General features: G+C 49.6%; 20 protein-coding genes. 17 read left to right on the top strand and 3 right to left on the bottom strand.

Annotated features, from left to right (window positions below):
- Window positions 1–193: 193 nt before the first annotated feature.
- Window positions 194–682, bottom strand: coding sequence for a helix-turn-helix domain-containing protein (locus tag D9T21_RS06385; RefSeq protein ID WP_164464593.1), 489 nt, complete (start codon window positions 680–682; stop codon window positions 194–196).
- 202 nt (window positions 683–884) lie between these two features.
- On the opposite strand from D9T21_RS06385, the gene D9T21_RS06390 reads away from it, so the two are divergent.
- The 3 genes from D9T21_RS06390 to D9T21_RS06400 all read left to right on the top strand — a co-directional run bounded on the left by D9T21_RS06390 (window position 885) and on the right by D9T21_RS06400 (window position 2,795).
- On the top strand, window positions 885–1,130 hold the full coding sequence (locus D9T21_RS06390) for a hypothetical protein (RefSeq protein ID WP_123324228.1): 246 nt from the start codon (window positions 885–887) through the stop codon (window positions 1,128–1,130).
- Window positions 1,131–1,339: 209 nt separating this feature from the next.
- Window positions 1,340–1,870 carry a methanogen output domain 1-containing protein gene (locus tag D9T21_RS06395; RefSeq protein WP_123324229.1) on the top strand — a complete coding sequence of 177 codons (531 nt, stop codon included), beginning with the start codon at window positions 1,340–1,342 and terminating at the stop codon, window positions 1,868–1,870.
- Window positions 1,860–2,795 carry a GGDEF domain-containing protein gene (locus D9T21_RS06400; protein WP_123324230.1) on the top strand — a complete coding sequence of 312 codons (936 nt, stop codon included), beginning with the start codon at window positions 1,860–1,862 and terminating at the stop codon, window positions 2,793–2,795. Before D9T21_RS06395 ends, D9T21_RS06400 begins: the two co-directional genes overlap by 11 nt.
- Before the next feature lie 3 nt (window positions 2,796–2,798).
- On the opposite strand, the gene D9T21_RS06405 is transcribed toward D9T21_RS06400, so the two are convergent.
- Complete coding sequence (locus tag D9T21_RS06405; RefSeq protein WP_123324231.1) at window positions 2,799–3,653, bottom strand: TraB/GumN family protein; 855 nt, start codon at window positions 3,651–3,653, stop codon at window positions 2,799–2,801.
- Window positions 3,654–3,756: 103 nt separating this feature from the next.
- Entirely contained in the window at window positions 3,757–4,251 is a 495-nt protein-coding gene (locus D9T21_RS06410) for a DUF2244 domain-containing protein (protein WP_123324232.1), read from the bottom strand.
- A gap of 139 nt (window positions 4,252–4,390) precedes the next feature.
- On the opposite strand from D9T21_RS06410, the gene D9T21_RS06415 reads away from it, so the two are divergent.
- From D9T21_RS06415 to D9T21_RS06480, 14 genes are all read left to right on the top strand, one after another.
- Window positions 4,391–5,290: a sulfite exporter TauE/SafE family protein gene (locus D9T21_RS06415; RefSeq protein ID WP_241155648.1), complete on the top strand. Its 900-nt coding sequence runs from the start codon at window positions 4,391–4,393 to the stop codon at window positions 5,288–5,290.
- A 134-nt stretch (window positions 5,291–5,424) separates the two neighbouring features.
- On the top strand, window positions 5,425–6,741 hold the full coding sequence (locus D9T21_RS06420; protein WP_123324234.1) for an alpha-amylase family glycosyl hydrolase: 1,317 nt from the start codon (window positions 5,425–5,427) through the stop codon (window positions 6,739–6,741).
- Window positions 6,742–6,806: 65 nt separating this feature from the next.
- Window positions 6,807–8,744, top strand: a complete 1,938-nt coding sequence (locus tag D9T21_RS06425) for a DNA repair helicase YoaA (protein ID WP_123324235.1) — start codon at window positions 6,807–6,809, stop codon at window positions 8,742–8,744.
- 3 nt (window positions 8,745–8,747) lie between these two features.
- On the top strand, window positions 8,748–9,425 hold the full coding sequence (gene tsaB / locus D9T21_RS06430; protein ID WP_123324236.1) for a tRNA (adenosine(37)-N6)-threonylcarbamoyltransferase complex dimerization subunit type 1 TsaB: 678 nt from the start codon (window positions 8,748–8,750) through the stop codon (window positions 9,423–9,425).
- A gap of 63 nt (window positions 9,426–9,488) precedes the next feature.
- Window positions 9,489–9,830 (top strand): hypothetical protein, encoded by a 342-nt coding sequence (locus D9T21_RS06435; RefSeq protein ID WP_164464594.1) that lies wholly within the window; start codon window positions 9,489–9,491, stop codon window positions 9,828–9,830.
- Between the two features lie 280 nt (window positions 9,831–10,110).
- Window positions 10,111–10,806: a Slp family lipoprotein gene (locus D9T21_RS06440; protein WP_123324238.1), complete on the top strand. Its 696-nt coding sequence runs from the start codon at window positions 10,111–10,113 to the stop codon at window positions 10,804–10,806.
- Between the two features lie 162 nt (window positions 10,807–10,968).
- On the top strand, window positions 10,969–11,814 hold the full coding sequence (locus D9T21_RS06445) for an alpha/beta fold hydrolase (RefSeq protein ID WP_123324239.1): 846 nt from the start codon (window positions 10,969–10,971) through the stop codon (window positions 11,812–11,814).
- Window positions 11,815–11,935: 121 nt separating this feature from the next.
- The gene (gene fadD, locus D9T21_RS06450; protein ID WP_123324240.1) at window positions 11,936–13,588 is read left to right on the top strand and encodes a long-chain-fatty-acid--CoA ligase FadD; all 1,653 of its coding nucleotides are present in this window, start codon (window positions 11,936–11,938) and stop codon (window positions 13,586–13,588) included.
- Between the two features lie 61 nt (window positions 13,589–13,649).
- Window positions 13,650–14,804, top strand: coding sequence for a ribonuclease D (gene rnd / locus D9T21_RS06455; protein WP_123324241.1), 1,155 nt, complete (start codon window positions 13,650–13,652; stop codon window positions 14,802–14,804).
- A gap of 8 nt (window positions 14,805–14,812) precedes the next feature.
- Window positions 14,813–15,106: a YcgL domain-containing protein gene (locus D9T21_RS06460; protein WP_123324242.1), complete on the top strand. Its 294-nt coding sequence runs from the start codon at window positions 14,813–14,815 to the stop codon at window positions 15,104–15,106.
- Between the two features lie 10 nt (window positions 15,107–15,116).
- The gene (locus D9T21_RS06465; RefSeq protein WP_123324243.1) at window positions 15,117–16,103 is read left to right on the top strand and encodes a lytic murein transglycosylase; all 987 of its coding nucleotides are present in this window, start codon (window positions 15,117–15,119) and stop codon (window positions 16,101–16,103) included.
- 1 nt (window position 16,104) lies between these two features.
- Window positions 16,105–16,770 carry a fumarylacetoacetate hydrolase family protein gene (locus D9T21_RS06470; protein WP_123324244.1) on the top strand — a complete coding sequence of 222 codons (666 nt, stop codon included), beginning with the start codon at window positions 16,105–16,107 and terminating at the stop codon, window positions 16,768–16,770.
- A gap of 1 nt (window position 16,771) precedes the next feature.
- Complete coding sequence (locus tag D9T21_RS06475) at window positions 16,772–17,266, top strand: YcgN family cysteine cluster protein (protein WP_123324245.1); 495 nt, start codon at window positions 16,772–16,774, stop codon at window positions 17,264–17,266.
- Between the two features lie 83 nt (window positions 17,267–17,349).
- Window positions 17,350–17,583, top strand: coding sequence for a hypothetical protein (locus D9T21_RS06480; RefSeq protein ID WP_123324246.1), 234 nt, complete (start codon window positions 17,350–17,352; stop codon window positions 17,581–17,583).
- The last annotated feature ends 165 nt before the right edge of the window (window positions 17,584–17,748 follow it).

Here is a 17,748-nt window from a genome sequence, read left to right on the forward strand (position 1 = left end):
TAATGCTTCGGTTTCACCGGTTTCAGGACACACCGCGCCAAACAAATGTGCATATTCAAATTGCTGTTGGCGCACTGCTCTTGGTCTTGTGCCGGTTTTGGCCCACAAGCGAGTTGTCGTATTCTGTTGACCAAACCGGGCTTCGTCCTGGAACCAAATATCTATGTGATCGTGCTGAACATAGACTGGGGTGTTAAGGATCGTTTCCAGAGGGAACTTTTTTATATGCGTCCTGGACGCCTGATTGTTGTTTAGGATGTTTGGAACGACTGGTTATCCAGCTATATCCAAGCTTAGCAAGTACCTTATAGATATGACTCAGATGATAATCTACGCCGAATTCAACCCGGATATACTCCCTAATATCCATTCCAGTTAGGCGACCACCTTTATCTGTTTGTGACCTGTTATCGATAAATCGAGACAGCTGCTGCTTTTGTTTGTCAGATAGAGCAGAGCGTTTTCCATAGCGGGGTTTATCCTCTAAACCAGCTAAACCGTGAGCTAAATACTCACCCACCCAACTATTTACACTGCGACGAGCGACTTTAAGTTGTCGTGCAACCTGAGCTCGATTATGACAGTCAAAATATAGCGATACAGCCAACAATCGAACGCGTTTATTTGGGTTCTTTTCTTTCTTTGATAACCCGAGCAGAGCGTCTGAAGACAGTAGAGTCATGGAGTAAAACATTATGCCAAACAAGGTGGTTTATTAGATCACACTTCAAGGCTGATTGGTATTAGCAGCTAATTCAGGAAACCGGGAACGTCAGTTTATATCTTTAAATAAGTCAGTGCTGCACGAGGCCGCACTGATGACGCAGATCAACACCGCTAGCGGAAATTTATATTAGATTTAATATATATTCCGGAGGTGACCTATGACCGATCAAAAGCTAATCCTGCTGCTCAAAATTATCATGAGTATTGGCATCAGCCTTATTCTGGCTGGTGTTTACTGCCACATGTATAGCGAAACCATTGAACAAATGGGTGTCACCGGAATTGTTATCAGTGCTTGCCTGGTGGCAATCGGGATGATTCTTTCGCTGCCAACCAAAATGTATCTCACCTTTATCCTGGTAAAGCGGGAAGAAGATCGTAAAGTCCTTAATCAGGTGAAATAAGTATTTCATCGACAAATATGCCCATTGTTTATCGATAATTGGCAAATGCTGCTTTTTTGGTATACACCTTAATTATACGCTGGTTGTACCTGGCGGCTTTTCGCACATGCCCGGAAATCGCAGGATGGTGTGTATTTTTTAATATCTATGCACAGCGCAGTAATACGTTGCTTCTACATAAAACTTAACCGGTTTAAAGGAAAGGAGCTATGGAACAAAAGGATAGCGGAGAATTTATCAACTTGCGGGTGGATGTCGATCAAACCCGCTTCTATCGTCAGTGTTTGCTCGAACTTAACGACGTTCTGGATAAAGTGCTGGGCAACGATGAAAGCACGGCTTTTGTTGGCCTGGTTGCCAGTCGCCTGGCTGATTTCTTTATTTCTGCCTATCGTGAAGCCCACGGCCGTCGCCACTATTCACCCATGCAGCTCGCTCAGTTACTTATCGATTTAAAGACCCGTATCGGTGGCGATTTTTATGTGTCAGACATTACCGGGCGCAAGATAGTCTTGCGCAACAGGCAGTGTCCTTTTGGTAAAGGTGTACTCGGCAAAAGTTCGCTCTGTTCTATGACAGCCGGGGTGTTTGGCAAGGTCGTTGCCGAGAGCAATCAGTACGCAGCAGTATCGGTTGATGAGGCCATCGCAAAAGGTGATGCACAATGTAAGGTAACCATCTTACTGCAGGCAGAAGACAATTCTGACGGTCACTACAGGGAGTTTTTCGATGTCCGCTGAACCGGTTTCACTAATTGATAAGCATATCAGTACGGATGTGATTTTAAGCAGTATTAAAAACCCTGCGTTGGTACTCAGTTTGTCGGGCAAAATAGCTCGCCTCAACCGTCGCTGCCGACAATTTTTACCTAACGTCAGGGAAGGGCGTTTGCTCGGTGAGTATTGTGAAGAGGCCGGAGTATTTGGCTCGCTCCGGCAAATGATCCGCCATGCTCGTTCTGCCAGTGGTTTACACCCATGCCGCCTACAAGCCAAACATACTGAAGCGCCGGGCAGCTGGTTAGGCTTTTTTTCCGTGTTATGTTCGCAAATAACCCAAAAACCTATTGCTATTCTGCTTGAGGTCGACGATCACAAGGTTGAGCGTGAAAACCGCCTCCTGGCACTCGATCATGATGCCGATAAACGACTTACCGCTTTGCGACAGTTTCACCAGGATGGCATCCATGACCCGCTAACAGGATTGAAAAACCGGCGCTACATGGACAGTTTTCTTAAAATGGAGTGTGATCTGATTAAACGCCAGTCTGTTGGCGGCACACTGGTGGTGGTGGACATCGACCATTTCAAACGGGTAAATGACATCTATGGCCATAACGCCGGAGATAAAGTAATCAGTGCGGTGGCCAACCGTCTTGAGAAACGTTTGCGTGATAGCGATGTGGCTTGTCGCTGGGGAGGGGAGGAGTTTGTCTTATTCCTGCATAACACCAGCGGTCACCGAGCTTTCTCTACCTGTGAGGAATTGCGCACGCTTATTCAGCAGCATCAGGTAGAGTTTGAGTCCCGTTCACTGAGTGTCACAGCCAGTTTTGGCATTACCTCTATGCAAACCGAGGATTCGCCCCAGAGCGTATTTGCCCGGGCTGATAAAGCGCTGTACCAGGCTAAAACCATGGGGCGGAACCAGGTACAGGTAGTCTAAGGATTACTTTACCTGGGTAACCTGATAACCCTTGCTGCGCAATATATCAAGCACACTGTCTTTGCCGGATAAGTGCATAGTGCCAACCAGCACAAACTCGGTTTGCGCCGTAGTCAGCATTTCCTCAATGGCAGGCAGCCAGTTTTTGTTTCGTTGTATCAGCAGCTGCTGATATATCTCAGGAAAGTCATCATGGAAGCTTTTGCCCTGGCTTTGGTATAAGCCTTCCATGTCGCCGCTTAGCCAGAACTTTTTAAGCTCGCCAAGTGCCTGGGGGAGTTGTTTCACATCATCCAGCGCGTAGCGGATCATCTCATCTTCGTCTTCGCCACCCAGCGCGGCAATAAACTCAAGCTGTTGCTGAGGTGACTCAAACCAGTCGAGTTCCTTACCGTCAGTCATGGCTTTAAAATAGTAAAATTCGTCTACTCCCTGACTGGTTAAACCCAATAATCGCAGTTCGGCGAAGCTCAGGGTGATGCTAATCAGGGCCGGTGTATAATTGGCCATGGCTGCTATGTCCATCTGCCGGGCTGTTAAGTGAGCCTTGAGTGCCTGGTAGGTTTCCTTCGATAACACGTCTTTTAGTTGCGTACCGTCACCGTAGGTCAGCCTGGCCCGCGAGTCTTGCTGAAAGCGTGGGCTATTGAGCCCCGCGATATCGGTTTCAAATACCAGCTTGTCAGCCTGATTGTAGGCGATGCCATAGGCATTGGGCAGCGGAAAGTCTTCGGGACTTAAAATATGCAGCGTACCGCCAATATAGACAGTATTGCCTGCTTTGCTTACTTGCCAGACAGACGCAGCATGGACCCAACTGCAGGTGAATAAAAATAGCCAGCACAAATGCTTCAGCATGCTCGGATGTCCCTGAACAAAACCGTTAATCTACCTGCTAAGTGCTTATCCGGCAATGATTAATGGCTTTTAACTGGCTAGGTGAGCGGGTCTCTAACTATAGCTAGTGTTTCCACCAGTGATGACGCCAGGCCGGAATGCCAATTTTCTTAATTTCCTCATAAAGGCGGTGACGGTCTGCCTGATTTAAAAACTCGCCAACCTTTATACTGTGTTCCGGGGTAACCAGAGTCAGTTGTGGTAAATACCAGTCGCGCGGGCTTTCGGACATTTCAAGGTGGGTGTCCCAGCGGCTAAGCGTAACAGTTGGCGATGACTTATGGTTGCTTTGAATATGCACGTAGTCTTTCTCAAATGACAGGGTTTGCGTGCGATACGTGTTATGGCTGACCCGGTAAAGCAGATAGCACAGTAAGCCCACTTCAATACCGGCAAAGGGAAAGACGATCCAGATGCCAAAAAATGCCCACATAGTAGCAATTATCAGGGCAACGCCTGCCATGCCAGCCATCAGCCATTTATTATGGACCCAGTCGGCGGAACGATTTGGCTGTAAACTGATAAGGCTATAATGTGGCTGATGCTTTACTGAAACCATAGGCGCTGTTTACCCAAACTTAAACTGTTTTAGTATAGCGGGTAAATGTTGTAAAAATGTAGGTTTTAATCAAAGGGGGTTCGACTTCAACGGGAGATTCTGGCAAAGTGCTGCCGGTCAAAATCAATTGATTGAAAAAGTGAAGAAGACGTTCATTGCCCATCCCTGGCTGAGCCTGCTGGCGGTGTTGTGGTTATCCCTGGTGATTTTTGTAGGCGGCACAGAGCTTCCCGTACTGTTGACTCAGTATGGCGGGTTTTTATTGCTGGGGATCGTTGGGGCTGTTTTTGCCAATGCCACCGGGGCCGGTGGCGGGGTAGTGTTCGTGCCCTTTTTTCAGCAACTGGCATTTTCTCCGGAGGCGGTCATCGCCACCAGTTTTGCCATCCAGTGCTGCGGAATGACCGCCGGTGCTATCAGCTGGCTGCAGTTTTACCGTCATATTAAGAGTCAGCAGCCCGACTGGCTGTTGCTTCCGGCCGTCCTGAGTCGCTGCATCCCTTTTGGGCTGGCCGGATTATGGCTGGCGCAGTATGGGTTTGACTACCTTGTACCTCACCTGAGTTTTTCGGCCGTATCATCACAGTTACACATTGGCTTTGGCGCGTTTTCTATTTTGCTGGCGCTGGCGATTATGGCCTCGTCGAAACGGTTAAGCAGCCCTCATGGGCGCAGTCAGCTATCGGTAGCCGATAACAACTGGCTTGCCGTTATCAGCTTTGCAGGCGGCATTATTACCGCCTATTTGTCGGTGGGTATAGGTGAACTGGTTGCCGTATACCTGATTGTCAGGCGGTTTGATGTCACGCTAGCAATTGGGGCAGCTGTGATTATCTCGGCGGTTACGGTGTGGGGAGCAGCAGGTTTTGGCGTCTGGGTAACTGGAGCCGTAAACTGGTATGTGGTGTTGTTTGCCGGTGCTGGTGCCGTGATTGGCGGCCGCCTTGCACGCTATGTGGTACTGTTCTTTTCGCCCAGACAGGTAAAACTGTTTTTTGCTCTCTGGGTGCTGTTACTGGGCATTCTTAGCATTGTGTAAACAGCCTGACTGTTATTTGTACTGTACGGTACGCATTAGCTAATTAGTATAGACTTTGGTCTTGCTCTTTAAGTTAAGCAGGTAAGTCTGTTATGGTGACTTCATCTATTTACAGGTGAACGGATCCTCACTCCATGGCTTATTCTCCGGCTAATCTTTACCCCCTCCCGCAGCCGGGCTGGAGCAAAGACGCTGTTATTTATCAGGTTAATACCCGTCAGTTCAGTCAGGCCGGTACTTTTGAGGGTGTCACTGAAAAACTGGCTCATATCGCCGGATTGGGCGCGAAGATCCTGTGGCTGATGCCTATCCATCCGATTGGCGAGAAACATCGCAAAGGTGAGCTCGGCAGTCCTTACGCCGTGAAAGATTATTTTGCCATAAATCCTGAGTTCGGTGACGAAAGCAGTCTTCGGCGACTCATTGATGAAGCCCATGGACTAGGCCTGAAAGTGATCCTTGACTGGGTGCCGAATCACAGTGCCTGGGATAACCATCTGGTAACGCAACATCCTGAGTGGTATGCACGGGATTACAAAGGCGATTTTCGTCCTTCACCCTGGTGGGACTGGAGCGATATTATCGAGTTTGATTACGACCAGCCGGGCCTGCGCAAATATATGGTTAAGGCCATGGCGTACTGGGTTGAAGAGTTTGGTATCGACGGCTACCGGTGTGATGTAGCAGGCTATGTACCTAATGATTTCTGGCGCCAGCTTCGTACGGCGCTGGATAACATTAAACCTGTCTTTCTGCTCGCCGAATGGGAAGACCGTGACCTTCATCGTGACGGCTTTAATATGACTTACGCATGGAGCTGGAATGAGGCAATGCATGATATTGCCCACCAAAAAGCACCGGTAGACAGACTAAGAAAATACTATTCATGGAACGAACGGGCCTGGCCCCGCTCAGCTTACCGTATGACGTTTGTTAGTAACCATGACAAAAATGCCTGGGATGGCACCCAGCAGGAGCAGTTTGGCGAATGCTTAGAGGCAGCGATAGTCCTGTCGGTACTCGGTGAGGGTATGCCGCTCATTCACAATGGCCAGGAAGCGGGCGAGAGCAAGCGGCTGGCCTTCTTTGAGCGTGATCCAATCGACTGGCAAGACCATCCGATTGGCGATCTGTACCGTAAACTTATTCATCTGAAGAAACGGGTACCGGCACTCTGGAACGGTGAGTATGGCGCTCGCATGATACAGGTACCTAATTCACTGCCTGACCAGGTGCTTAGTTTTGTGCGCAGGCAAGACGATGTAAAAGTATTTGTGGTACTCAACCTGTCGGCAGACACCGCTGATGTTGATTTTCATGAAAACCTGTACCGCGATGAATACATTGACCTGTTTGAAGCGTCATGCACCCGGATCCCGCGAACCGACAATCTGAGCTTACCACCCTGGGCCTATCGGGTGTTTGTGTCGGCAAACTTTCCCCTGATCTAACAGACCCACAGACGAGCTGTAAAAACTTTGGCATAATAGCGCTTTTGCACTCACTCAGGAACAACATGCCCAGTTTAGATGATGTATTTTCGGGCTCGGGATTGCTGGCTAAGGCGATTCAGGGGTTTAACCCCCGTCAGGCGCAAACAGATATGGCAAAAGCCGTCGCCAGCGCCATTAACGATGCCGACAGTTTAATTGTTGAGGCCGGCACCGGCACCGGAAAAACCTTTGCCTATCTGGCTCCTGTTTTGCTTTCGAAGGGCAAAGCCATTGTTTCCACGGGGACTAAAAACCTTCAGGAGCAGCTATTTCACCGCGACCTGCCGGTGATTAAAAAAGCCCTCGCCAGTAACCGTAAAACGGCGTTGCTAAAAGGCCGGGCTAACTATCTTTGCCTGCACCGTTTGGCGCAGCACGGCGGTAATTCGACTTTGGTGGAATCTGATGTACTCAACGAATTATCCACGGTCAGAGCCTGGGCCAATACCACCAAAACCGGAGATATGGGCGAGGTAAAAACTCTGCCTGAAGATGCACGGGTGATCCCTCTGGTCACCTCCACGGTGGATAACTGCCTGGGCCGCGATTGCCCAGACTATGAAGATTGCTACCTGGTGAAGGCGCGTAAAAACGCCATGGAAGCGGATATCGTAGTGGTTAACCATCACCTTTTCTTTGCCGATATGGCGCTGCGAGACACCGGTTTTGGCGAGCTTATTCCCGAAGCTGACTGTATTGTCTTTGACGAGGCGCACCAGATCCCGGAAATCGCCAGTGAATACTTTGGCGAGGCTATCTCAACCCGTCAGCTAACTGAAATCAGCAAAGAAATTACTTTGTTGTATCGTACGGTGTTAAAAGATGCCGATCAGCTGGAAAAAGCCGGCGAGAAGGTCCGCATGCAGGCCGCAGACTTACGTTTGCTATTTGCCGATAAACCCCAGCGTGGCCATTGGCTGGAGGCCATGGAACGCGAGGAAGTGGCAACTCAGGTTAGCCGCCTCGAAGATGCTGTAGGCGTACTGTACGATATTTGTAAGCTGCATATCGGGCGCGACAAAGACCTTGATAACCTGTTTGATCGGATCGTTCAGAGCCGGGAAAAGCTCGCTCTGTTTACCACCAAAGAGCATGACGGGATGAGTTTGTGGTACGAAACCACGCCTCGTCATATTGTAATGCATATGACACCGCTGTCGATTGCCGCCAAATTTCGCCGATTTGTGGAGTCTGACGATCGCGGCTGGGTATTTACCTCGGCCACGCTGGTGGTAGATAACGACTTTACTCATTTTCAGCGCCGCATGGGCCTGGAAAAAGCCCGAACCATGATGCTCGACAGTCCGTTTGATTACGAAAGCCAGGCCATGTTGTGCGTACCACGATATTTACCCGAGCCGCACATGCCAACCATGCGCAAGCAACTGGTTACCATCGCTAAAAAGCTCATTAAGGCCAGCGGCGGGCGTTGCTTCCTACTGTTTACCAGCCATGCGGCGTTGCAGGAAGTGGCTGCGGCATTGCAGGAACAAATTGATAATCCTGTGCTGGTACAGGGCAGTACATCCAAGCAGGCTCTGTTAAGTGCTTATTTGTCTGACCCATCGGCGGTACTGCTTGGTACCGGTGCGTTCTGGGAAGGCGTAGACGTACGCGGTAATGATCTGGTGTGCGTTATGATCGACAAGTTGCCGTTTGCCGCGCCGGATGATCCGCTGCTGCAGGCCCGGCTGGAGGAATGCCGTAAAAAAGGCGGCAACCCGTTTGGTAGTATCCAGATCCCGCAAGCGGTTATTACCCTTAAACAGGGCGCTGGCAGACTGATCCGCGACCCGGCTGATGCCGGAGTGCTGGTTATTTGCGATAATCGCCTGGTTACCAAACCCTACGCCCAAACCTTCCTTGGCAGTTTACCGCCAATGAAGCGCACCCGGGATGTCAGTGAAGTTGAAAAATTTCTGGCCAATATCGAACAAACAGAACACCTTACAGAAGAATAATCCATGAACATTTTAACTATTGATACTGCCACCGAAGCTTGTTCGGTTGCCCTACAGTTTGATCAGACACTGTTTACCCGTTACGAGGTTTGTCCGCAACAGCACAGTCAGAAGATTCTGCCCATGGTAGATGCGGTGATGAAAGAAGCTGGCGCCTCTTTAACGGAACTTGATGGCCTGGCTTTTGGTCGGGGCCCAGGTAGTTTTACCGGTGTGCGTATTGCCACCGGCATTATTCAGGGGCTTGCTTTGGGCAGTCAGCTTCCTGTTGCGGGCGTCAGTACTCTGGCTGCTATGGCTCAGCAGGTGATCAATTCCGGTGATGTAAGTGACGTTGCGGTGGCCATCGATGCTCGCATGGGCGAAGTCTATTTTGCTCATTATCAGAATCAGCAGGGCATAGCGACGCTGATGGGCGAAGAGCAGGTGACTTCACCTGAGACCGCCGCTGAGCAAATCGATATTTCTTCAATGGCGGCTGCCGGCACCGGCTGGCAGGCATACCCGGTATTAAGTGAACTGCTTAATGGCCAGTCTGTAAGCGTGTCTTATCCTTACGCGAGATTTATGTTGCCGCTGGCAGAACAAACATTGAGTGCAGGGCAGGGCATGGCAGTTGATGCTATAACGCCTGAGTATTTACGTAATACGGTAACCTGGAAAAAATTGCCTGGCCGCTAAGCGCAGGCCAGGACTGGCGTGATATTTGCTGTACTTTGAGTTTAACTAACGACAGCCCATTGGTTGTCAGTAATTTGGCAATCGACAGGCATTATTGGCTTAATGGAAATTCGTCAGCAATTAATCACACCCAATGTAGAGCGCAATGCTCCACAGCCTAAACCTGCGGCAAAATCCGCAGCGGTAGAGCGTGTTGATAAAGCGCCAGCAAGCCAACCAGATGCCATTCAACCTCGCAGCGGCGATGATAAAACCCGTGCCCAGGCAGAGTCGTTTCGCCGCACCTCAGGCTACGATCAGCCCCAGGGCCCGGCTATTCTGGCCCTGGAAGCTTACGGTAGTCATGAACGTGAAACCAAACGCGCAGCCATACGTGAAATGATGGGTGTCGACCTCTACGCTTAATCAGGGTAACGCCAGATTAAACTATCCTTGATTACCATTGTCATAATCAGTAACTTGTTGATTCATTATGATGAATCACCCTTAAATTCAGTTTCTATTCAGTTTAATCTTCTACACTGAGTATGAGTACTTCATGATTGAACCCGAGCATACTGATCCGTTGATAAGATGTGAGCAGTATGATTGATAAGTCAGGCACGGAGCCGCAGGCTTTTGGTTCGGTTGAAATGAACCGTGAGCCGGATGGCTCGTACATGTTTAGCTAAAGCAAGGAATCCCTATGTTAGTTCGTGCATTTGTCGTTATCTTCGCATTAAGCCTGTCGGCTTGTGCAGTTGTTCCCGAGCAGCTCCAGGTGCCAGAAAATACGTCGTTGGTAGGGTACAACAAAGCCGTGGTTGCAGGTGATGATATTCTGGGTAAAAGCGCTCGTTGGGGCGGCATTATTACTAACGTCGAGAACAAACCCGATCAAACTCTCATTGAAGTGGTGTATTTTCCGCTGAATCACTATGGAAAGCCGAACGCCAGTGAAGAAACACCTGGGCGGTTTAAAGCGGTTATCAATAAATTTGTTGACCCCATCATGTTTGAAGAGGGGCGCACCGTAACCTTTCTGGGCAAGGTGGGTAAACCTCTGGCCGGTATGGTCGGCGAACAGCCTTATATGTTTCCGTCGCTAACGGTCGACAATTACTACAAATGGCGTCGCCAGAGACTGTACGATACTTCTACGGTGTTCTTTGACTTCTACTCCGGCTGGTATTCACCGTTTTACCATCCGTACTGGAGTCCGTGGCGATTTGGCCCGAGTGTACGAATGATCCGCACTTACAAGGATCCAGCCTACTCGTCGGGTAGTAAGAATAACTATCGGCCGCCTTCTAACAGTCGCCCGAGTATGAGCGCGCGTCCACAACCAAGGCCGCAACCACCAAGTACCAGAAATAAAGCTCATCGCCGACTCGATCCTTAGGAAATGAGTTGCCGCTTGCGGCAACTTTCGGCCCGGGGAGCGGCAATGCCATGCCCCGGGCAGCGCGATCGTTATCAACAAAGGTTCAACATTTACTCCCGTCGCTGCTAAACTGCTGCTCAACGTCTATGAGTCACAGGGCAACGCCCTCAGGGAGTAGTAATGCAAGCGTGTGAGTTTTCAATATGGTCGGGCACTATCAGAGGTATAACCAATGGCCAGCAAGGTCAGGTAGTGCTGGCGTTACACGGTTTTTTAGATAATGCCGCCAGTATGGCTTGTCTGGCGCCTGCAATGAGCCAGTATCAGTACATTGCTATCGATTTGCCCGGCCATGGTCTCAGCGATCACCGTCCTCCCTGCGCTCATTACAACCAAATGGATTATATACAGGACCTGCATGAGCTGGTGGTGTCTCAAGACTGGCAGGATATTGTGATTGTCGGTCATTCCATGGGTGGTATACTGGCCAGTATATATGCCGCGGTATTCCCCGAGCAGGTCAGTGCTATTGCTATGATTGATGCCTGCGGGCCGTTAACACTGCCTCCTGAGACCAGTACAGAGCAATTACGGGCATCAATATTGTCTCGCCTTCCCAAGCCCGGCCGCACTGGCAGCCCCCGCGAGGTTGATTTGGATGCTGCGGTGGCCGCGCGCTGCAAAATGAGCGACATTACTGCTGAGCACGCCGCTACTATTCTGCGCAGAAATATCACCATCCGTGAAGATGGCCTGAGCGGTTGGCGCAGCGACCCGCGCTTACGCACTAAATCGTCATTACGTTTAACTGAATCACAGGCGCAAAATCTCATGGAGGCTATCGAATGTCCGGTCTGGATCGGTGGTGCAACCGACAGCTTTAAGGAAATGGACACAACCTATGAGAAGCGCAAAAGCTGGTTGAAGAACAGTCGGTTTGAACTATTCTCAGGTGGACATCACTTTCATATGGTTAATCCGTCAGCAGTTGGTAATGCGATTTGTCGGTTTGTTGAAGAAATGTAAATAACAGCGTTTATCTTTTGCTAATCATCCTATACTATATGCGACACGTCAGACCAGTGGCTGACCCAGCAATGACACACAACAAGAACAATCGAAAGACTTAAGGTGACAGGAGAGCTTGGTGGAAAAAATCTGGCTTAATCATTATGACTCGAGAGTAGCTCCGGAAATTGACCCGGACCGTTACGCTTCCATTATCGACATACTCGATGAGTCTGTAGCTAAATATGGTGACAAAACCGCCTATATTAATATGGGTCAGACAATCAGCTTCAGTGAGCTCGACAGCCTGTCCCGGCAATTCGCCGCGTACCTGATGAACAATGGCTTTAAGCCTGGTGATGCCATCGCGATCATGATGCCTAACCTGCTGCAGTATCCGGTTGCTCTGTTTGGCATCCTGCGTGCTGGCATGACCGTGGTAAACGTAAACCCGCTTTATACGGCGCGAGAATTAAAACACCAGCTTAACGACAGCCAGGCCAAAGCAATCGTTATCGTTGAAAACTTTGCGCATACGCTGGACAAAGTGGTGGCCGACACCGGTATTCAGGAAGTGTTACTGACGTCTCTGGCAGACATGCTGCCGGCACCAAAACGTTGGGTAGTCAACTTTGTGGTGAAGCACGTTAAAAAGATGGTGCCATCCTACAGCTTGTCCGGGGCCAAATCGTTTATGTCGGCACTGAAAGCCGGCGAAAAACTCACGTACGAGCGTCCTGAAATTAACAACCAGGACCTCGCTTTTCTCCAGTATACCGGTGGTACTACCGGAGTGTCGAAAGGCGCTATGCTCACTCATCGTAATATGATTGCCAACCTGGAGCAGGTGTCAGGGCTGTTATCAACGGTGATTACGCCGGGCAAAGATCTGGTGGTCACCGCTCTGCCGCTCTATCATATCTTTGCGCTACTGGCTAACTGCCTGTTATTCCTAAAGTTTGGCTGCCCTAACTTACTGATCACTAACCCCAAGGATATGCCAGGCTTTGTTAAAGAGCTGGAAAAATACCCCTTTGCCATTTTACCGGGCGTGAATACTTTATTTAACGGCTTACTCAATACTCCCGGGTTCAGCGATCTGGACTTTTCTAACTTTAAATTTGGTCTCGGCGGCGGTATGGCGGTGCAACGCCCGGTGGCTGAAAAGTGGCAGAAAGTGACTGGTACCGTGCTGCTGGAAGGCTACGGTTTAACCGAGTGTTCGCCTGTGGTGGCGGTTAACCCGCCGCAACTAGAAGCTTATAAAGGTGCTATTGGCTTACCTGTGCCCTCGACTGACATTATGCTGATAGATGACAACGGCAATGAAGTAGGGGTCGGAGAATCCGGTGAGCTATGGGTCAAAGGCCCACAGGTAATGAAAGGCTATTACAACCGTCCGGAAGCCAGTGATGAAATTCTCAAAGACGGCTGGTTGGCCACCGGCGATATCGCCCGTTGCGATGAAGAAGGATATTTCTACATTGTTGACCGGAAAAAGGATATGATTCTGGTATCCGGGTTTAACGTATTCCCGAATGAAATTGAAGAAGTGGCAGCAATGCATGATGCTGTACTTGAAGTCGCCGCCATTGGTGTTCCCCACGATGTAAGTGGAGAGGTGGTTAAACTCTTTATTGTCAGAAAAGATGATTCACTCACCGTTGAAGCCGTGATATCACACTGCCGTACGCATCTGACGGGGTATAAAGTCCCTAAACACGTAGAGTTTAAAGAAGAGCTACCAAAAACCAATGTCGGTAAAATTTTACGACGTGAACTACGAGACTAGGGCGCGTCGTCAGGCCCGAATTTTAAGAGTATAACCGGCCCTGGGCCGGTTTTTTTATTTTATGGATTATATTTATATACAGGATCAGGAAACCCTTGATGAGGTGTGTGCCAGAGCGGCACGCCAGCCGGCAATAGCGCTGGACACGGAGTTTGTCAGAACCCGCACGCTAACCCCCGAGCTTGGCCTGGTGCAGCTCTATGACGGACATCAACTGGTACTAATCGATCCGCTCGCGATCGATGATATGTCGTCGCTGGTCAGCCTGCTGACCAACCCGGATGTGATTAAGGTACTGCATTCCTGCTCAGAAGATTTAGAAGCCTTTCTGGCTACTTTTAACGAGGTACCAACGCCCATTTTCGACACCCAGTTTGCGGCCAGCCTGCTGGGCCTTGGCGCAACCATGGGCTATGCCCGGTTAATCGAAATGCTGCTGGAAACCGAACTGGAAAAAGGCGAGTCGCGCACCGACTGGCTGGCCCGCCCTTTAACCGACAAGCAATGCCGGTACGCCGCCGACGACGTATTATATCTGCTACCCGCCTTCCATCAGTTATACGATATGGTTAAAGCCAAGGGCAAGACAGATTGGGTGTTATCTGAATCGGCCTGCCTGGTCGACAAGAAAAAAGCCAGCCTGCCGCCTGAGTTTGCCTATCTGCAAATTAACAATGCCTGGCGCTTATCCAGCCAGCAACTTACTGTGTTAAAACACCTGGCTGCCTGGCGGGTTCGTCGCGCGCGGGAACGCAATATGGCGCTTAACTTTGTGTTTAAAGAGCCTCACTTATACGAACTGGCTTTGCGTATGCCCCAGTCTAAATCGGCGCTTGCCCGTATACAAAGTTTAACGCCTCAGGAACGCCGCCTGAATCCTGATATTATTCTTAACGTAGTGAATGCCGGTTTGCAGGAGTTCGACAATACGCCACCGGGAGAACATATTGAGCGGATATCGCGCCTGATAGACTTTCCTGCGTATAAACAAACGCTTGCCCGGTTTAAGCAAGCCGTGAGTGAAATGGCTGTTGAGCACGGCGTCACAGAAGAAGTGCTGGCCTCTAAAAAACAGCTCAATCAGCTGTTAAAATACAAATGGTTTAACGTTGATGAATGTCGCCTGATGGGCCTCAAACCCGACGTGCTGACCGGATGGCGTGAACCTTTGTTTGCACCAGTAGTTAATGCGATATTACACGAAGAAAATAACTGATAAACACCATGTTGATTGCCGTTTATAAAACCGCCAAGAAAGAAGGAATGTACCTTTACGTTCCTAAAAAAGATGATTTCTCTGCCGTCCCTGAAGCACTGATGAGCCGCTTCGGTCATCCGCAACTGGTCATGATGCTGCCAGTACAAAAGCGCGAAGTGCTGGGCGGGGTAGATAAACAAAAGTTACTGGAAGCCATGGATGAGCCGGGCTTTTACCTGCAAATGCCGCCTAAGGAAGAAAACTGGCTCGAGACTCACCGTACTGAGCTTGGCCTGTCACCCACATCACCTAAGTCTTAAGGGGCGATGTATGCGTAAATTATGGACCGTATTGTTGTGTGCGGGGCTGTTGTTCAGCCCAGTTTTTGCTCAGCAAACCGACCAACAGCAGGAGTTTGAACAATACAAATCCCAGCTTAAAACTGATGCCATAGAAGCCGGCTTTGGCCGTCAGTTCGTTGAGAACGTGTTTGCCACTATTTATTACCGGGCTACGGTGGTTAAGGCCGATAAAAACCAGCCGGAAACGAAAATTACGCTGGATAAATACCTGAAAACCCGGGTGCCGGACTGGAAAGTAAAACAAGCCGTCACCTTATTGGAAGAACATCAGGCGTTGCTCAATCAGGTTGCCAAAGAATACGGCGTACAGCCAAGGTTTATTGTGGCGTTGTGGGGCAATGAGTCAAACTTTGGGCGTATCCAGGGCAGCTACCCGGTACTTTCTGCCCTTGCATCGCTGGCATTCGAGGGCCGGCGCGAAGCGTTATTTAAAAAGCAGTTTATGGCGGCGCTGACTATTTTGCAGGAAGGCCACATTACGCTGAAAGATTTCAATGGCTCCTGGGCCGGCGCTATGGGCCAGAGCCAGTTTATACCCACATCCTTTTTGCAATATGCGGTGGATTACGACGGTGATGGTCGCAAGGATATCTGGGGCACGCCGGCAGACGTTTTTGCCTCCATAGCTAACTTTCTGGCTTCCGAAGGCTGGCAGGATGATCAGACCTGGGGACGTCAGGTAAGTGTAAGCAGCGATTTCGACTACTCGCTGGCCGGACTGGATCGAGCTAAGTTTAAACCCCTGCCTTTCTGGCAGGAGCAGGGCGTTCGCCGTTTTAACGGAAACGATTTACCCCAGGTGGACATCAATGCTTCGCTGATTATGCCGGATGGTAAAAATGGCCGGATATATCTGGTTTATCAAAACTTCCATACGCTGATGAAGTGGAACCGGTCTAGCTATTTTGGTGTGTCTGTGAGTTACCTTTCAGAGCGCATCAAGCAGGGGAGATAATATGTATCAACATACTACTCTGGCAGGCGAGCGCATTGACCTGCCGGTTGGCAAGGTTGTTTGCGTGGGGCGTAACTACCTTGACCATATTCAGGAGCTCAACAACGAAGTCCCGGCTGAACCCTTGTTATTTATGAAGCCAGCGACGGCATTGTGCGAGATCAGCAAACCACTGGTTATCCCTGCCGACATGGGCGAGTGTCACAATGAGCTGGAAGTCGCGCTGTTAGTCGCTAAGCCTTTGCGTGAATGCAGTAACGAGCAAATCGCAGCTGATGCATTATATGGTGTTGGTCTGGCGCTTGATTTAACGCTGCGGGACGTACAGCAAAAACTGAAAGACAAAGGTCAGCCCTGGGAGCGCGCCAAGGCTTTTGACGGGGCATGCCCGGTAAGTAGCTTTACGCCGCTCGATGCATCTACCGAACTCGGTAACCTCGACTTTTCCCTGACAATAAACGGCGAAGTCCGTCAGCAGGGCAATTCCAAGATGATGATGCGTGATGCCTTATCGTTGCTATGCGCTATCTCTGAAGTGTTTACACTACAACCCGGCGATATCGTGCTTACCGGCACCCCAAAAGGCGTAGGGCCTTTGCATCAGGGTGATAATCTGCAATTAAAGATGGCGCCGTGGTTTGACATTCATACGCAGGTAGGGGAATAAGGTGGAAGACCGTTTTTGGGAAACCAAGTCACTCGATGACATGAGCCGTGAAGAGTGGGAAGCGATTTGTGATGGCTGTGCCAAGTGTTGCCTGCACAAGTTCATCGACGACGATGATGCCGTGGAAGCTGCGCCTACTCATTACATGGAACATAACGAAACGATTCATTATACCAGTATCGCCTGCGATTTGCTCAATACCAAAACCTGTAGCTGTACACGCTATGCTGAGCGTCAGCAACTGGTACCGGATTGCGTAAAACTAACGAAGGAAAATCTCAAAGATATTTTCTTTATGCCCACCAGCTGCGCTTACCGGCGCCTGCACGAAGGTCGTGGCTTGCCGTCCTGGCATCCGCTGCTTAATCGTGGCAAGAAGACGGCAATGCACCGGGAAGGGATGTCGGTGCGCGGTAAGACGGTGCCCGAATCAGAAGCTGATTTGGACAACTTCGAAGAGTATATCGCTATCTGGCCATTGGAAGACCTCGATTAGGGCCAGTAATGGCGTTCATCGATTAAATTGGTCAGCACTGGCAGATTTTGCTATCACTGGTAATAACACAAAGGAGTGTCGTTATGCCCTATAAAATTAATTTCTTCGCCCGTCCCATTGACTCGGACTATCGATTGAACTGGGAAAGTCTGCTAATAGAGTTATCGCTGGCTGTTATTTGTACTACCATGGCTGTGTATGGCTGGGACAAAGGAATGCTGTTGATGGCGTATCCGGCAGGATTTGTTGCCCTGATGTGTTTTGGCTTGGTTATCTATACCTTTATTAGCTTTATACGTTCCAGGTTTCAAAATTAAACTCTTGTTCCAATCTCTTTATATCTACTTGATTAGCTTTACTGCAAGCAGTTTCATTTATGGTAAGTGGACACTTTCATCGTGATATTGGTTTCCCAGAGTCGGCTTTGTACGTTTTTCGGACCTTGAGACTATAAATTTCCCACCCTATTGATCAGTAGATTT

The organism is Marisediminitalea oceani, assembly GCF_003731635.1.
GTDB lineage: Bacteria > Pseudomonadota > Gammaproteobacteria > Enterobacterales > Alteromonadaceae > Alteromonas > Alteromonas oceani.

Bases quoted from the DNA above. Each gene is read 5' to 3' on its own strand.
- D9T21_RS06385 (WP_164464593.1), bottom strand. From the start codon at position 682: ATGACTCTACTGTCTTCAGACGCTCTGCTCGGGTTATCAAAGAAAGAA.
- D9T21_RS06390 (WP_123324228.1), top strand. From the start codon at position 885: ATGACCGATCAAAAGCTAATCCTGCTGCTCAAAATTATCATGAGTATT.
- D9T21_RS06395 (WP_123324229.1), top strand. From the start codon at position 1,340: ATGGAACAAAAGGATAGCGGAGAATTTATCAACTTGCGGGTGGATGTC.
- D9T21_RS06400 (WP_123324230.1), top strand. From the start codon at position 1,860: ATGTCCGCTGAACCGGTTTCACTAATTGATAAGCATATCAGTACGGAT.
- D9T21_RS06405 (WP_123324231.1), bottom strand. From the start codon at position 3,653: ATGCTGAAGCATTTGTGCTGGCTATTTTTATTCACCTGCAGTTGGGTC.
- D9T21_RS06410 (WP_123324232.1), bottom strand. From the start codon at position 4,251: ATGGTTTCAGTAAAGCATCAGCCACATTATAGCCTTATCAGTTTACAG.
- D9T21_RS06420 (WP_123324234.1), top strand. From the start codon at position 5,425: ATGGCTTATTCTCCGGCTAATCTTTACCCCCTCCCGCAGCCGGGCTGG.
- D9T21_RS06425 (WP_123324235.1), top strand. From the start codon at position 6,807: ATGCCCAGTTTAGATGATGTATTTTCGGGCTCGGGATTGCTGGCTAAG.
- tsaB (WP_123324236.1), top strand. From the start codon at position 8,748: ATGAACATTTTAACTATTGATACTGCCACCGAAGCTTGTTCGGTTGCC.
- D9T21_RS06440 (WP_123324238.1), top strand. From the start codon at position 10,111: ATGTTAGTTCGTGCATTTGTCGTTATCTTCGCATTAAGCCTGTCGGCT.
- D9T21_RS06445 (WP_123324239.1), top strand. From the start codon at position 10,969: ATGCAAGCGTGTGAGTTTTCAATATGGTCGGGCACTATCAGAGGTATA.
- rnd (WP_123324241.1), top strand. From the start codon at position 13,650: ATGGATTATATTTATATACAGGATCAGGAAACCCTTGATGAGGTGTGT.
- D9T21_RS06460 (WP_123324242.1), top strand. From the start codon at position 14,813: ATGTTGATTGCCGTTTATAAAACCGCCAAGAAAGAAGGAATGTACCTT.
- D9T21_RS06465 (WP_123324243.1), top strand. From the start codon at position 15,117: ATGCGTAAATTATGGACCGTATTGTTGTGTGCGGGGCTGTTGTTCAGC.
- D9T21_RS06470 (WP_123324244.1), top strand. From the start codon at position 16,105: ATGTATCAACATACTACTCTGGCAGGCGAGCGCATTGACCTGCCGGTT.
- D9T21_RS06480 (WP_123324246.1), top strand. From the start codon at position 17,350: ATGCCCTATAAAATTAATTTCTTCGCCCGTCCCATTGACTCGGACTAT.